The organism is Stenomitos rutilans, assembly GCF_059505485.1.
Genome location: NZ_JCACKR010000035.1, coordinates 45,401 through 61,161 on the forward strand (window position 1 = coordinate 45,401; position 15,761 = coordinate 61,161).

Consider the following 15,761-nt stretch of genomic DNA (forward strand, 5'->3'; position numbering starts at 1 on the left):
TGTAGCCGTCATTCTTTAAATCGGTATCAAAACTTCCATACTGACCGCTGATAGCTGACTGCTGACCGCTAATAAACCACCCCAGAACGTTTACAACCGATCTAGCATCGCTCTACTACCGCCGAGCCTGGTTCCAGGGAATCATGACATCCATCGCAAGCCGTCGAGAGACTTCATATGCGCCATAGCGGTTTAGGTGGCTGGGATCTGAGAAATAGTTTGGCCGAGCCACAAACGCTTGTTCAAGATCGCGATAGACAAAGCCTAACTGGGTAGAAAGTTGGAGCATTTGTTGCTGGAACGCTTCTTCGTGCCGCTTTCGGGTTGGGTCGAGGTAGTCGCTTGTCAGAGGTAGGTTGACGAAAATGAGTGGAATTTTGTGCTCCTGACTAAACTGAGCCAGGTTAGTCAATGCTTGCGTCTGGTTGCCTTCAAGTCCGAACGAATCGTAATCAGAGTCATAGTCACCGTTGACTCTGGCGTACTTCTGGTAGTAGGTTGCGGGGTTGAATTGGTTGGCTAGCGGCAAGAACCCATCAATGTCGATCGCATTCTGACTGTCAGATAGTACTGAAGCGGGAGCATTTGCCGCCGCCGCGCCAGGACTGGTCGCATCGCTAAGCGTGTTGGAAGCAATCGTGCTGCCAAGCACTAAATTAGATGCGCTTTGGGGAAGCAGGCTTACCAGACCATCTCGCAAGCGTGTTTTAAATTGGTCACGCTGCGAGTAAAGCGCTGACAGAGCCATCAAATGCCGATTCAGTTCCTGGTTCACTGTCTGATAGCCGCCAGACAATGAGGTGGGTGGTTCTTCAGTGACAGAGGTTTCTGGGGCAGGTTCGACGTGCTTAACCCCACCTGGCACCTGCGCCACAGCCGTACCAGGAATAGGCGGTTTGCCTGCCGCAAGCGTTCTGTAGCCATCAGAAGCCACCATGCCGTTGTAGGTAATGTCTGGCCGTCCGCTGTTAAAGGCACGGGCACCATCCGCCCACAAAATCAGCTTGGGCAGCTTATCTACTGGCAGCAGTTGCCGCACGATCGCATCTACCACTTGAGCGGTGGCACCATTGACCCCAAAGTTAAAGATTTTTGTCCCCACGTAGCCCTGGTCAGCCAGCGCTTTTTGGAGCGCGATCGGGTCAACGCCTCGCAAGGCTCGTGAACTGCCGATGATCAGCACATCAGGAGTCCCATACTCGCGGATGTAGCCCTGGTAAAGGGCAAGCTTTTCATCCAGCTGACGACTATTAAAGGTAGGATATGCCTCTATGCCTGTGGTCAAGCTAGCAGCTTTGGGGCGAGGCGAGGAAGCAGGAAGCGGTATTTGAGTATTAGACGGCTCTTGACCAGAGTCGTTGAACGGCGGCTCTGTAGACGTACCAGGTTGGGTGAAGCTAGAGCCATTAAAAACCGTTTTATCGCCTGTTTTACTCTGCTTAAGAGATAACCTCGCAAAGGGAGAATCCTCTGCTGTGGGAGCGGCTGAGGGCGGCGTCGAAGGAAGCACTGCCGGCGCGGGTTGGCTAGACGCGATCGAGGCTAGTTTAATCCAGCGACTGAGCAACCAGTCGGATTGAATCACTAGCAGTAAGCCAAGCGTGCCCCACACAGCAGCCACTTTCAGGCTGCGTTGAGCGGTTAACTCAGGCGCATGCAATGCGTGCGTTAACGGACTACTGCGCTGAGTAGCGTCTAACGGAATAAAGAGTTGCGACCAGACGAGGGGTTGCCGCGCCCGCTGAAGGAGGCTCTCAATCAGCGTGGTGAAGAAGGATTGGGATGCCTCTGATGGTGTCTCTGTCCGCAGCACAAGGGCACCGGGCGGCGAGAGCAAATCGCCGACATACGCGTCAGACACCGCAAATTCTGGGGGCGCTTCTGGTACCAGACGATCGCGGGCACCAAAATCGACCCCGTAGCTCCAGAGGGGTTGTTTTTGTCCTGACCGACGACCATAAATGCGAACGCCTGTGATGGTCGGGATTTGCAAGGGCTTCAAAAAACGAGCGATCGCTGCACCCATTTGATTTTGGGCAGGGCAGGTTGGCGCTTCGCCCATAACGTGTAGCAGGTCGCTTTTTTGCCGGACTTGCACCCGAATGCCCCCCGTTGCCAGAGTGCGATCGAGATCAGGATTCAACATGCGCGTCAGCAAGAAGGCGATCGCATCCAAATCTCCTTTCTGTGCTAAGTCAAGGGTCGATTGGGGCTGAGGATCAGCAGACAGATCAAGCCAATGAACCCAGGCAGGGGCAGGGGCTGTAGTGTCACTAAGCAGATCGGCGCTACTGTCTTGCTTGGCAAAGCCATAGAGCATCGTCGCACGAAGACCCTGTGGTGAAAGCGATTCAAGCAGAGACACGATCGTGGCGATGGTGGTCAACTTATTGGGTGCTGAAGATTGCGTGCCGTGACAGGTTAAATGCAACGTTGCTTCTTTCAACAGAGCAGAGGTGTGCACTTTTTCAGCCTGTAATACCCGGTTGAGCAAGCGGGTAATCGCCTGTACGTCACCCCAGCGTGCCCATGCCTTCAACATCTCATCGGGTGGGGTTAAATCAACGCGCAGCATCCACTCAGGACTTGCTTCACCCGCCACCTGACCAAAGACAACGGCATCTTGAAAGCCTTTTAGTTCTAGCGCTCGCAGATGCTGCGCGATCAACTCTGCAAACAAGAATGGATCAGGAGTGTAGGCAGACTCGCAGGCAACGAAGAGGCGTTTGGCGAGTGGGGGAGTGGGGAGTGGGGAGTGGGGAGTGGGGGCTGGCTGGGCAGAGACTTGAGGCTTTTCGAGACGGACGCGAACAGAGACTCCCAACGTGCTCAAGGTCTCACTCAGGTGGTGGGCGATCGCGTCTGGCTGCCCCAAACGCGCTGCATCCAGCATCGAAAGACCTGCTGATGCCTGGACATTGCAGTCTTGAGCGTTAAACCCCGCAATTTCTGACAGCGATCGGGGGCTACCTGGCTCTGTAGACTGTGTCGAGGAGATCCGCTCGACGGTCAGCATAAAAGACTCTGCCCACTCAGGCTTTGGCTGCTGTGGCACCCGCCCATAAACAACTACCCGGTAGATGGGTGGCGACTGGGGCGGAAGCAACGGAGCGATCGTGGCTGCTGAGAGTGCGGTGGTCAACGGAGGCACGATGGCAGCTGCCTCCGGGCATGGTTGCCCCTCAAATAACAGGTAGAGGTTATTGCCCCGCACTTTACTTTTTACTTGCAGGTGTGACACATCCAACTGCTGCTGGAGCCAACGGAGTAACGCCGTGCCGTTCCCCGTTGGGGAGCGTTTTGCATGAGCAGAGGAAGCATTGTAGCCGTGTACATCCAGCATGAGCGCCTTAACAATTGCGACGTGATTCAGAAGGAACGTGAGGTACCGTCATTTGCCTCACCGTCATTTGCCTCATAGAGATAACATATACTCAGAGCTTTGGCGCAGTTTCTCTGCAACTCTGGTTTCAAGTTGCGTGAGATGCTGCTACATAGAAGCTTTGTCCGACGATCGCTTTTAACCTTACCGATTTCAAAGCGATCCTATCGTGCGAGACCGCACCACAATCTTAGCGAGATTGCCTTCCGATGATTCGCTTGGGGGTGGTCGAGTCAGGAGTCCCCGCCAGGGCAGATGGCAGTAGACGATTGCGCGGACTATTCAGTTCATGTTTTTTACCTTCACGAGCTTTTGATTATGCCATCTTCTGAACAACCAGCCTCTACGATTGAGTCCAACGCAACGTCTTTGGTTTCCCCAGAGATCTTGCTAAGTCTAGCAACGGCTCCGGTGCTTGTTGCGCTTGTGGGTAGTCATGTTGTAGCCAAAGCCGTGCAAGAGTTGGGACTATTCAGTGAAGAAATCTTTCGCGGCGATCGTCTCCCTGTGCTTAATTTCCCCAACGAGAACCAGATGAATCCGGACGATCGCGCCGCTTCTTAGCCATATTTAGCTCATAAGTAACAATTTGGTTCTCCTGAAACCGCAAAACTGAGGATTACCCCATAGAATTATTGAAAGATCTTTGACAAGAGCAGCCCCATGAGTTCGACAAGACCTTCGTCAGATGATGGATCGGGCCTCAGCACGGTAACCGAGTCCAGAGTATCCGAGGCAATGCCCGTGACATCCACATCTGATCTATTTCTGCGGCATCGGCTCAAGATCATTGAGGACTTGTGGGCGTTTGTGCTGCAACAGGAATGCGGTCAAGAGCTGGTCGATCTGCTCAACCAATTGCGCGACCTTTGCTCCCCTGAAGGGCAAGCCCCCAGCTTTTTAGAGTCAGAAGTGCTCAAGGTCGTCGAACGACTAGATCTCAACGAAGCGATCCGGGCGGCGCGTGCGTTTGCGCTTTACTTTCAGTTAATCAATATCGTTGAGCAGCACTACGAGCAGCGGGATCAGCAGCAACAGTACCGGGCCTCTCGTGATACGGCTTCGTCAGTAGGGGTCGAGCAGAGTGTCACGATCGCGGGCTATCCTGGCTCCAACGGTGAGTCATCCACGCCAATGGGCAGACTTGAAGCTGACCTGCTCGAAAAAAGCCTGCAAGATCCAGAAGCCCGCAAAGAAATGGGTACGTTCCACTGGCTCTTTCCCAAGCTTCGCAGCCTCAACGTACCACCGCAGCACGTCCAAAATTTGATCAACCAGTTGGATATTCGACTGGTCTTCACCGCCCATCCGACCGAAATCGTGCGCCACACCATTCGGGATAAGCAGCGCCGCATTGCCCGGATTCTGCGCCAGCTTGATCAGGTAGAAGACCGACTCAACTCGCAAGGGCTTCCGGCGGCATCGTGGGAAGCTGAGGTGTTACGCGAACAACTGACGGAAGAAATTCGCCTGTGGTGGCGAACAGACGAACTGCATCAGTTTAAGCCCACCGTCCTTGATGAAGTGGACTATACGCTCCACTACTTTCAAGAGGTGCTGTTTGATGCGATTCCGCAACTCTATCAACGCTTCAAACAAGCGCTTCACGCTTCGTTTCCAGCTATGAAGCCGCCTAGCAATAACTTCTGTAAGTTTGGCTCGTGGGTCGGCTCCGATCGCGATGGTAACCCCTCCGTCACACCCCAAATTACCTGGCAAACCGCCTGCTACCAGCGCAGTCTGGTGTTAGAGAAATATATTCACTCCGTTCATCGGCTGAAGGATCTGCTGAGCCTCTCGTTGCATTGGAGCGATGTCTTGCCCGAACTGCTGGAATCGCTGGAGCAAGACCAGCTTCAAATGCCAGTCATTTACGACCAACTTGCCATTCGCTATCGGCAGGAACCCTATCGGTTGAAGCTGGCGTACATCCAAAAGCGACTGGAAAATACGCGCGATCGCAACGCCATCATCAACAACAGCGATTGCCTACGCGGGGATGAACCCGACTGCAACCCCAACACTATTTATAGTTCTGGCGATGCGTTTCTGTCAGAACTCAGGCTCATTGAACGTAGCCTGACTGAAACAGGTTTGAGCTGCCGGGATTTGGACACCCTGATTTGTCAGGTCGAGATCTACGGCTTCAATCTGGCGCATCTCGACATTCGGCAGGAAAGCACCCGCCACTCTGACACCCTCAGTGAAATCGTTGACTACCTGCAAATTCTGTCAAAACCCTACAATGAGCTAACCGAGCCGGAGCGAACGCTGTGGCTTGCGACCGAGTTGCAAACCCGCCGACCGTTGATCCCGTCTGAGCTGCATTTTTCAGACAAAGCACGAGAAACCGTCGAAACCTTTCGCATGGTGCGTCGGCTCCAGCACGAGTTTGGGACGGAGGCTTGCAACACCTACGTCATCAGTATGAGCCACGAGGTGAGTGATCTCCTGGAGGTCTTGCTGCTGGCGAAGGAAGCAGGGCTATACGATCCAGCGACGGGCATCAGTTCCCTCCATGTTGTTCCCCTTTTTGAGACGGTTGAGGATTTGCAAAAAGCACCGTCTGTCCTCAAGCTCTTGTTTGAGTTGCCGCTCTATCGGGCCGTGCTGGCTGGCGGCTATGCTCAACTAGAGGCACAAGCCCCCTCATTACAAGAGGTCATGCTGGGCTACTCGGATAGCAACAAAGATTCTGGTTTTCTGAGCAGCAGTTGGGAGATTCACAAAGCGCAACAGGCGTTGCAGACCGTTGCAGAAGGTTTTGATGTGGCGCTGCGCATCTTCCACGGTCGCGGAGGGTCAGTGGGTCGTGGGGGTGGGCCTGCCTATGAAGCGATCCTGGCGCAACCCGGTCGCAGCGTGAATGGTCGCATCAAGATTACTGAGCAGGGTGAAGTGCTCGCGTCCAAATATTCTCTCCCTGAATTGGCGCTGTATAACCTGGAAACGGTGACTACAGCGGTGATTCAGGGCAGCTTGCTCCGCACGGGCTTTGATGACATCCAGCCTTGGCACGAGATTATGGAAGAGCTGGCGGCCCGATCGCGCATCCATTACCGCGCCTTAATCTACGAGCAAGCAGACTTTCTGGACTTTTTCTTGCAGGTCACGCCGATCGAAGAAATCAGCCAATTGCAAATTAGCTCCCGTCCCGCTCGGCGTGGTGGCGGCAAGAAAGATCTTAGCGGGTTGCGGGCGATTCCCTGGGTCTTTAGCTGGACGCAAAGTCGCTTTCTGCTGCCTGCCTGGTATGGCATGGGCACCGCTCTGCGCGACTTCCTGACCGAACATCCCGAAGAGCATCTGAAGCTGCTGCGCTACTTCTACTTCAAGTGGCCGTTCTTTAAAATGGCGATTTCTAAGGTCGAAATGACGCTCTCGAAAGTCGATTTACAAATTGCCGGACACTATGTACGTGAACTGGCTAAACCAGAAGATAAAGCGCGGCTGGAGCCTGTTTACGACCAAATTGCCAACGAATACTACCTGACCCGCGACATGGTGCTTGCCATTACAGGGCACAAGCGCTTGCTAGACGGTGATCCTGACCTACAACGATCGGTGCAGTTACGCAACGGCACGATCGTGCCCCTCGGCTTCCTGCAAGTGTCGCTGCTCAAGCGGTTGCGGCAGCACAATACCGAAGCCGTCACAGGTGTAGTGCGATCGCGCTACAGCAAAGGCGAACTGCTGCGGGGTGCCCTGCTTACCATTAATGGCATCGCGGCTGGCATGCGGAATACAGGCTGATTTAGGCTCTGCCGATGATGATAATTACCTGGCAATGGTGCAGGTTGCGTCTTGCTTTGACCACCGTTGTTCTAATCACAATGGTCTGCTTTGCGGTGCTGTTGTCAGGTTGCCAGATGCTGGCTGCCCCAACGTCGATCGCCATAGCTCCGACCACAACGGGCAATCCCGTCTATCAGCAAAAGACGCCAAGCCGCGATGGGATCGGTAAGGTCTACGAAGGCAGAGAGATTGCTCAGGTCATGGGGCATCTCGGTGCAGGCTGGTTAGAGCGCCCCAGCCGAGAGCGAGAGGAGCAGCCACAAAAACTGATTGCGGCCCTGAACCTGAAGCCAATCGACGTAGTGGCTGACATTGGTGCGGGAACAGGCTACTTTAGCTTTCGCCTGAGTCCACTAGTGCCGCAGGGTAAGGTGTTAGCTGTAGATATTCAGCCAGAAATGTTAGAGATTGTGAACGCCATCAAGCAAGAAAAAAAGGTCACGAATGTTGAGACGGTGTTAGGCAGCATCACGAATCCCAACTTGAAAGATGGGTCGATCGACCTGGCGCTGATGGTCGATGCGTATCACGAATTTGACCACCCAAGAGAAATGATGACGGCGATCGTGCAGGCCCTCAAGCCGAATGGTCGCGTTGTACTGGTCGAGTATCGCGGCGAGAATCCCCTCATTCCCATTAAAGCGCTGCACAAAATGACGCAGCGACAGGTGCAGAAGGAAATGGCAACCGTCGGGTTAACCTGGCTAGAAACGAAGGAAACCTTGCCCCAGCAGCATATTTTGATTTTTGGGAAATAGGGAAGGCAGAAGGCAGGAGGCAGAAGGGTAACGTCTGAAGCTGACCGCTGAAAGCTGACTGCTTTTCATCTCATTGCCTCAGCCAACAGACGGCAACGTTGTCCACAAGAAAACGGCAACGGTTACGATCGCCAGTAACCCCTGGATCAAATTCCCCACCACTGAACCCACAACAATCCCTAGCGCGGCTTTCGCTGCCACCTTGAGATCGCGTCGGTAAAGAAATTCGCCCACGATCGCGCCTAGCATGGGGCCAATCAGAATGCCTAAAATCGGGCCACCTACAGGTAACGCTGGTAGCAAGCCTAGAATGCCAATCACCAGCCCTAGAACGGCTCCCAACTGTCCCCATTTGCTGACTCCTGCTTGCTTTGCACCGTAATAGGTTGCCAGAAAATCGATCCCCAGGCTCACGACCAGTAGCACGATCGCCAGTGGCAGCACAATAGTCACGCTACTAAAGCCTTTGACCGCTCCCCAGATGAAGATGGCGATCGCAATCAGGCTCATCCCTGGAATCATCGGCACGACCGCACCAATAATGCCAATAACCATTACAGCGACGAGTAGCCAGTAGAGAGTGAGCATGGGAGTAGGAAGTAGGGGGTGGGGTATAGGGGATAGGGAAGCAAGAAACATTCCTGAGCTAATGACTCCTGACCGTCTCACCTCCCGACTCCTGGCTCCTGACTTCTGGCTCCTGACTTCCCGCCAACGTATGCTCCAACTTGGCAGCGATCGCGCTGATCCAGGTCTCGTCCTGACGGGTGTAGCTGCGAGGAGCGTTGGCACCCAGGATCATGGCACCGCGTTTCCCAAGTGGTTGGCAGATTACCCCCTGGGTATTTTCGGGCAGGTAGTCAAATTCGATGCGACCAGGATAGACCTTCAGCGCGACGAGATACACGGGCGCTTGTTTATCCAGAACGCGCTGCAAGATGGGGCCGGGAGTGACATCGCGTTTGGTGGGCAAAATGCCGCGTCGTAGCAGGATTTTGTCGTCATACCAGACAATGAGCGATCGCGTGACGGTATTGGTCAACAGCAGATGGGATGCCCAGGCAAGCTCAGTTTTGAGCGCCTCTGATAGATTGGGGTCAAGCTCAAAGCCTTCTTCGCCGATCAGATCTACCCGTTCTGGTGTGCGAGGCTGCACCTGTTGCCAGAGCAAACCCGTTAGAATCAAAACGGCACTGACAATCACGCCCAACGCATCTGAGCGGGATTGCGCACTCGTCAGGTCGGGGGTGAGTAAACGGTTGATCAGCAGGAGGCCGCCACCTAACCCACCCACCACGATCGGTAACAAGCGTAAGCCCTGATTTTGATCGGATTTTGTCATCCTGTTACGCTAAAAGCCTTTATATTCATTCTATTTGGAACGAAACTCAAAAGCCGTCCGTGTTTTGTCCAACCAAGGCAGGGCTTTTCAGGTAAGACGTTCTACAACACGTTATTGGATATGGCTGGAGGCAGGATTGCTGGAATTATTTAGCTCTGGACTCATATCGCTGTGGCTGAACATGGCTGGGCTGTCACGTGTCAACGCTAGTAGCCTCAACGTTGTCAACGCGATCACTGGGAACGAGGTCCCCTGGGCTGTAATGCCTGGTGAGCCTGACGCTGCTACACAGGCCACATTACAGCAGTACCTGGGAGACCTCGATCGCCAGGGATTGGCTGAGTCCTCGCAGGGGGTTTGGCTCCAAACAGGCTCTCATTTTCTTGCCAGCAATCAGGGGACGACCCCACTTCCCGCGGCTTCGTTGACGAAGGTGGCGACATCGCTGGCTGCGTTAGAAACGTGGGGGCCTGACCATCAGTTTGAGACGCTCATTAGCGCAACGGGGCCGATTCAGGATGGCGCACTGCAAGGCGATTTGGTGATTCAGGGCGGCGGCGATCCGCTCATTGTGTGGGAAGAAGCGATCGCGCTGGGTAACGCTCTCAACCGTCTTGGTATTGCCAAAGTCACTGGAAATCTGGTGATTACAGGCGATTTCTTAATGAACTTTGAGACGAAACCAGACAAGGCAGGCGCGTTACTCAAACAAGCGATCGATGCCAACAGTTGGTCTAACGAAGCTGCCTACCAGTATCAAAAAATGCCTACTGGTACGCCTCGACCCCATGTGGCGATCGCGGGTAGCGTGCAGGTGGTGAACTACGGGGTTGGCCTACTGCCCAAGCAGATTTTACTGCTGCGGCACCACTCTCTACCGCTGTCGCACATTCTCAAGCTGATGAATATCTACAGCAACAATGTGATCGCCGAATCGTTGGCGAATTCGCTGGGCGGTGGGACAGTGGTAGCCCAGCAAGCCGCGATCGCGGCAGGCGTGCCTCAAGACGAAGTTCGGCTCAGAAATGGCTCTGGGTTGGGAACAGAAAACCAAATTTCGCCTAGAGCCATTTGTGCGATGTTCACCACCATTCAGCGCTATCTGCAATTTCGCAATCTGACGATCGCAGACCTGTTTCCCATTTCAGGGATGGATGGTGGCACGATCGACTATCGCAAAATTCCTCAAGCTGCTGTGGTGAAAACAGGCACGCTCAACGATGTTAGCGCCCTGGCAGGGGTTGTGCCGACGCGCGATCGTGGGTTTGTGTGGTTTGCGATGCTTAACCGAGGCACGGATTTAGACGACTTGCGCGATCGCCAGGATCAACTCTTACAGGCGATTGTCAAACAGTGGGGAGCCGTCTCCACCCGACCGCTGCCGCTATCGCCCAGCAATGTGCAACCTGTCAGTTCTCTGTTAGGGGCAACCGATCGTAATGAAGCCGTGCGATCGGCGATGGAAGTGAATGCTCACTAAGCCAATGGAGCGATGCTACCAGTAAACGCGCTAGAACGACTGACCACTGACTGCTTGCTTGGTTCAAACACAGCATACTTTTCACAAGTGATTTAAGACTGCTATAGACGTTTAAGCCGTTGTGGTTGTGCAACATGCATCAGTCTGCTTTAGGATTAGCTGTGTATCTATCACTCGGTAATCACCTGAGATGACACCTTCTCCTGATCCTCAGTCAAATCGTAGACGGCTCAGTGCCGATGAACTTATTGCGGTGTTTGTGGCACTCACCAGCATTGGAGCCATCTTTTTCTGGTCAATCAGTCAGAAGCAGGGGTTAGAAGCACCTTTCCTTCAGTCGCCGCTGGTCTTAAGCACCCCAACGGCGGCATCGCCATCACCTCCCCCTTTACCTTCTGTCCAGCCAAATGTATCGGTGGCACCATCCACTGGGGCGCTCGCAAACCAGCCGAGTGCTGGGACTCCTTCGCCAAGCATAACGCCTGCAAGCCCAGCACCCGTTTCACCTGCATTGCAAGCAGCCCCCTTCGTTGCAGCAGCACCACTAGCTACAGCTACGGCATCCCCAGCCCCTGCTCAAGCGCCCACTGCTACACCAAAGCAGTTTACCGATGTGCCAGCCGCTTACTGGGCAAGTGCCCCGATCGCGGCTTTGAGCGCGCAAGGCATTCTGGATGGCTTTCCGGATGGCAGCTTTCAGCCAAACAAGCCCATTACACGCGTCGAGTTTGCGGCGATCGTGCGGCGAGCCTTCAACCAACCCGCAAGCCGTGCAGCGCTCACATTTAAGGACGTAAAGGCTGATTCCCCCGCGATCGCCGCCATCAATGAGGCCACACAAACTCGTTTTATGAGCGGCTTTCCAGATGGCAGCTTTCAGCCGAATCTTCCAATTCCTCGCTTACAGGTGCTACTAGCACTTGCAACTGGGTTGAACCTGCAAGCGAAAGCACCACCGAGCCAAGTGCTAAGCCGTTATCAGGATGCGGAGCAGATTCCTAAATATGCGCTGGACAAAATTGCTGCGGCAACAGAGACAGGGCTGGTGTTAAACGATACAAGTCCTAACGTACTGGCTCCTGGTCAAGCAACAGCCAGAGCAGAGGTCGCGGCCCTCGTCTATAAGGCGTTGAAAAATCACTAGAGGAAATATGGGAAGATTTCTGAAGCGGGTCACCTGGTAGTAGGCGTGATTAAGCAACGTGTAGGCCATTTTCTTTATAGGAACTTTACCAAAGGCGGTTTTACGTAAACATACGATCGATTTGTAACCATTAACACTGTGCTGATATGAGTGCCTCCAGAAGATGGTGTAGCCGTTCGTACTAACACGCAAGCTTCATGAAGATTCGCCTGCCTATTCCTGTTCTTCTCGGTCTTTTCACGCTGCTCGGCCTGGCTGCATCCAAGGCAGAAGCAGCTTTACTGATTGGCAACAGCGACAGCAACAATATCATCGTTTTTGATGAAAGCACTGGCATCTTTCAGGGTAACTTTGTGACACCCGGTTTAGGCGGGCTACGAGCACCCGATGACCTCACGATCGGGCCTGATGGTAACGTCTACGTCAGCAGTGGCGGCGATAGCGGTTTGAATCTCTTCAACGCTGCCTACCCTCAAGACTCCGCTGTGCTTCGCTATAGCCTGACAGGAGAGTTTCTGGGTGTCGCCGCTTCTGGTGGTGGGTTAACGCGACCTTACGGTAATGCGTTTGGGCCAGATGGTAGCCTTTATGTCAGTAGTTTTCGGACGAACGAAATTCTGCGGTATGACTCAATCTCCGGAGCATTCCTAGGTGTTTTTGCTTCCGACAACAATGGTGGCTTGGGTTCGCTGAATGGCTTAAACGGGCCTAACGGATTGCTGTTTGGTCCTGATGGCAGCCTCTACGTCACGACTGAGGGCACTGCCAATGATGCCAAGGGCGATTTAGCCTTTGCGTATGCTAGTCAGGTGTTGCGCTATAGCCCAGAGCAGGTGTCAGGTTTAGCACCAACGACGACGCCCAGCGTTTTTGCTGATCAACCAGCACTGTTGTCAGAAACGCCTGGGTTTATTAGTTTATTGGGGCTGGCGCTATCGCCTACAGAAGATAGTCTTTACGTCAGTGACTTTGCGGCGGGTGTACGGCAGTATGACCTGGAGGGCAATCTGCTCAGTGTTTTGTCTACTAATTACACAGGTACTATACCCAGCAGTAACTTTATTGGTAGCCTTACCTTTGGGTCGGGTGCCAACAGTGATGATCTTTACGTGATTGGGTTTGACTATACAAACGCGAACCTCGGTTCTGTGCTGGCCTATGCTGGTGCACAGGGTAGCGCTGATACCTTCTCAGGCGATCTGTTTACAAGCGGTGGTTTGATTCGTCCGATCGGCGTTGTGGCGACGACGGCTGCTGTACCAGAACCGTCAACGGTTGCAGGCCTACTGCTTGGTTTGGGTGGTTTAGGGTTAGCTCGGTTGCGGCAACGTCGATCGCAGGTCAAGCTTTAGTTCTGTCTTGTAGGGACGTTACATGTAACGTTCCTACAAAAGGGTTTCTAGGCTGAGGCGACTTTGCCGTTGGGTCGTTGAATGATTGTCTCTGTTACTCTGCGTCGATTCTCAGGATCGATGCCTACAAGCCGGACGTAGCTTTTGGCATTTTCAGCAAGGCAGGACTCTAGAGCCGCGATCGCCTCTGATGCCTGTCCCTGAAAAGCACCATAGGAATTCCAGGAGTTGGCGCGGAAGCGTCGCTCGTCCACGGTTTCAATGCCCAGCCGCAGCCCTTGCTTCAAAATCTGGTTGACCTGGGTTACCACATCTGGAGTGAGCTTGGTGCTGGAGGGCTGTCCCGCATAGCTCGCAGGTGATGACGGATACTCGCTCTTGCCATTGCCACTGCCAGCAGTATGACTATCTTCATACTTGTGGTAGTACGAGGACGTGTTGGCAGGTGCGGGTTGTTTGAGAGCGTCCCGATCGACATCGCCCAGCTTCCGGTTAAAGTACAGCGCTTTGTTGTATTGCTCTGCCAGCCCCATCTCTTGAATGCGGCGCTGTTCGGCGACGAGTTGATGACCCACTTCAAGCAAATGCGGCAGGTTGAAGTTCGGTTTGCGAAAGATGGGTGCGGACTGTTCGCTGTTGACCACCCGCTGCGAGATGCGATCGATTCCTACTTCGTCAATTAAGGCTTTGACCTGTTCGTCATAGAGACGCGATCGGATGGCTCCGTAAAAGTCGATCGACTGATCGAGAAAGGTGTCTACCAGAGTTTCGACGGCTCCACGCTGCACCCCATCGGCCTCGAAAATGCCGCTCACAACGCCAACGCGATCGGTGCGATCGGGTTCCCAGAAAAACTTCTCCATCCGCCCATCGCGGATTAACGGTGCATACAGTGTGGAAAAGTCATTCCCCGTCACAATAATCGGCACACGTCGATTGGGTTCCAGTTCGTAGCTACCGGGAAGCTGGACGTTTGTGGGATTGTCGGCAATATTCATCAACGTCCCGTTCACGTTTTGAGTGTTTACGGTGTATTGCGTGTATTGATCGACCCGTCCAGCACCTGCGTCAATGTCATTAATCATCAACACCGCCATTTTGCCGCGCACCTTCACCAGTTCGGCTGCCTCGCGGTAGCGCAAGCGCACCAATCGTCCGGGATCGCCTGCATCTGGGCTTTCGAGTTCCCCAGCAGACATGTAAACTACATTGACACCCATGCGCTCAAACGCGAGTTCGCACTGAAAAGATTTGCCTTCGCCCTTACGCCCGTGAATGCCTAAAATTAGCGGCACTTTAACGCTGGGAATATCCAGAAAGTTTTTGGTAATGTGAACCGAAAGTTTGTCGAGAAAGCGAGGCGAAACGTAGTAGCTCATAGGTCTTTGTTGGCGGAGAGAGAGGGGTGAGGAGTCAGGAGTCAGGAGTGAGGGAGTTAGAAACAGATGAAGGCGTTCCAGGCAGGCCACGCTTGAACGATATGAGCGAGTTCGGTGTAGCCTCCTGCATCTGGGTGAGCACCATCGCCTGCCTTTGCTTCTTGCATCCAGGTAGCTGATCGGCTTAGAGGCGTAAAGATGTCTAAATATGGAATCTTAAGCGTTTCACAGAGTTGGGCAAAGTGGCCTGATAACTCGTGAATTCTGGCGTTTTGCGCGTCATCATCAGCGATCGGCGCTGGGCCCATCATTAGAACTGGATAGGTCTGCTGAGCCACACTCAAAATCTGTCGAGCATTTGCCAGCGATTGCGCCAGCTCCACACGCATGCCGCCATCGTTCAATGTCGTGTCATTCGCTCCAAAGCAAAAAACAACGCGATGATGACAGCTTGGAGGCAGGCGGCGATCACACTCTTGCTGCCAGCGTCCTAGAAGCTCAGTGCTGGTTTCGCGCCGAATTCCCAGGTTGTAGTAGGTCACGCGATCGCCCCGTTGAGACAGGGTTTGGCACAGTCTACCCGTCCAACCCAGATGGGTGCGATCGCCTGTGCCATTGACAAACGACTCACCGAGAAAGCAGAAACGGATATCGCGATCGGTCATCATATAAAAAGTGGGATAAAGCAGGCATTGCCTACCCTACCCCGCTTCCCATCACATTAGTGAACCATCACCCATTAATGGCGTGGCTTCTGAACGATAAAGCTCATCACCTGGCACTGCTTGATGTTGTCAAACGCCACCACACGAATGTAGCTGTTGGGGTACTCAGACTTGCACTGCTGCACTTCATTCAGCACTTCTTGAGGAGAGCGTGCGCCAAACATAGGCAACTTCCACAACGTCCAGTAATGAGCTTCAGCGCTGGGGTCATTGGTAAACTCAACGCCAGGGAAGAATCCCTGATCCAGCGTGTACTGAATCTGGCGAGAGATCTGGTTGTTGTCCATCAAGGGCAGATAGGAAAACGTCTCATAACGACGCTCAAACGGTAAGGTTCTCATAGATTTCTCGATTGGGTAATAGTAGCGAGTTGTTCAGGTGTTAACCATTCGTGTGGAAAAATT

General features: G+C 53.6%; 12 protein-coding genes. 6 read left to right on the forward strand and 6 right to left on the reverse strand.

Annotation, left to right across the window (positions count from 1 at the left end; all coding sequences use genetic code 11):
- Positions 1–115: 115 nt before the first annotated feature.
- Positions 116–3,343: a hypothetical protein gene (locus AC5JLP_RS05785; protein WP_496066967.1), complete on the reverse strand. Its 3,228-nt coding sequence runs from the start codon at positions 3,341–3,343 to the stop codon at positions 116–118.
- A gap of 357 nt (positions 3,344–3,700) precedes the next feature.
- On the opposite strand from AC5JLP_RS05785, the gene AC5JLP_RS05790 reads away from it, so the two are divergent.
- From AC5JLP_RS05790 to AC5JLP_RS05800, 3 genes are all read left to right on the forward strand, one after another.
- A complete protein-coding gene (locus AC5JLP_RS05790; RefSeq protein ID WP_496066968.1) occupies positions 3,701–3,946 on the forward strand; it encodes a hypothetical protein in 246 nt (81 codons plus the stop codon).
- A gap of 174 nt (positions 3,947–4,120) precedes the next feature.
- The gene (gene ppc, locus AC5JLP_RS05795; protein WP_496067028.1) at positions 4,121–7,135 is read left to right on the forward strand and encodes a phosphoenolpyruvate carboxylase; all 3,015 of its coding nucleotides are present in this window, start codon (positions 4,121–4,123) and stop codon (positions 7,133–7,135) included.
- Positions 7,136–7,149: 14 nt separating this feature from the next.
- A complete protein-coding gene (locus tag AC5JLP_RS05800; RefSeq protein WP_496066969.1) occupies positions 7,150–7,935 on the forward strand; it encodes a class I SAM-dependent methyltransferase in 786 nt (261 codons plus the stop codon).
- Positions 7,936–8,013: 78 nt separating this feature from the next.
- On the opposite strand, the gene AC5JLP_RS05805 is transcribed toward AC5JLP_RS05800, so the two are convergent.
- Entirely contained in the window at positions 8,014–8,523 is a 510-nt protein-coding gene (locus AC5JLP_RS05805; RefSeq protein ID WP_496066970.1) for a DUF456 domain-containing protein, read from the reverse strand.
- Positions 8,524–8,581: 58 nt separating this feature from the next.
- Positions 8,582–9,277, reverse strand: coding sequence for a cofactor assembly of complex C subunit B (locus AC5JLP_RS05810; RefSeq protein WP_496066971.1), 696 nt, complete (start codon positions 9,275–9,277; stop codon positions 8,582–8,584).
- 136 nt (positions 9,278–9,413) lie between these two features.
- Between AC5JLP_RS05810 and AC5JLP_RS05815 the strand changes: the two genes are divergently transcribed.
- The 3 genes from AC5JLP_RS05815 to AC5JLP_RS05825 all read left to right on the forward strand — a co-directional run bounded on the left by AC5JLP_RS05815 (position 9,414) and on the right by AC5JLP_RS05825 (position 13,253).
- Positions 9,414–10,757, forward strand: a complete 1,344-nt coding sequence (locus AC5JLP_RS05815) for a D-alanyl-D-alanine carboxypeptidase (RefSeq protein ID WP_496066972.1) — start codon at positions 9,414–9,416, stop codon at positions 10,755–10,757.
- Positions 10,758–10,947: 190 nt separating this feature from the next.
- Complete coding sequence (locus tag AC5JLP_RS05820) at positions 10,948–11,901, forward strand: S-layer homology domain-containing protein (protein ID WP_496066973.1); 954 nt, start codon at positions 10,948–10,950, stop codon at positions 11,899–11,901.
- Positions 11,902–12,098: 197 nt separating this feature from the next.
- Positions 12,099–13,253: a PEP-CTERM sorting domain-containing protein gene (locus tag AC5JLP_RS05825; RefSeq protein WP_496066974.1), complete on the forward strand. Its 1,155-nt coding sequence runs from the start codon at positions 12,099–12,101 to the stop codon at positions 13,251–13,253.
- Between the two features lie 47 nt (positions 13,254–13,300).
- Here the strand turns inward: AC5JLP_RS05825 and AC5JLP_RS05830 are convergent, their stop codons facing one another.
- The 3 genes from AC5JLP_RS05830 to AC5JLP_RS05840 form a co-directional block, all read right to left on the reverse strand.
- Complete coding sequence (locus AC5JLP_RS05830) at positions 13,301–14,632, reverse strand: RuBisCO small subunit-like domain-containing protein (protein WP_496066975.1); 1,332 nt, start codon at positions 14,630–14,632, stop codon at positions 13,301–13,303.
- Positions 14,633–14,688: 56 nt separating this feature from the next.
- The gene (locus tag AC5JLP_RS05835) at positions 14,689–15,300 is read right to left on the reverse strand and encodes a GDSL-type esterase/lipase family protein (protein WP_496066976.1); all 612 of its coding nucleotides are present in this window, start codon (positions 15,298–15,300) and stop codon (positions 14,689–14,691) included.
- Between the two features lie 71 nt (positions 15,301–15,371).
- Positions 15,372–15,698 carry a ribulose bisphosphate carboxylase small subunit gene (locus tag AC5JLP_RS05840; protein WP_496066977.1) on the reverse strand — a complete coding sequence of 109 codons (327 nt, stop codon included), beginning with the start codon at positions 15,696–15,698 and terminating at the stop codon, positions 15,372–15,374.
- Between the last annotated feature and the right edge of the window lie 63 nt (positions 15,699–15,761).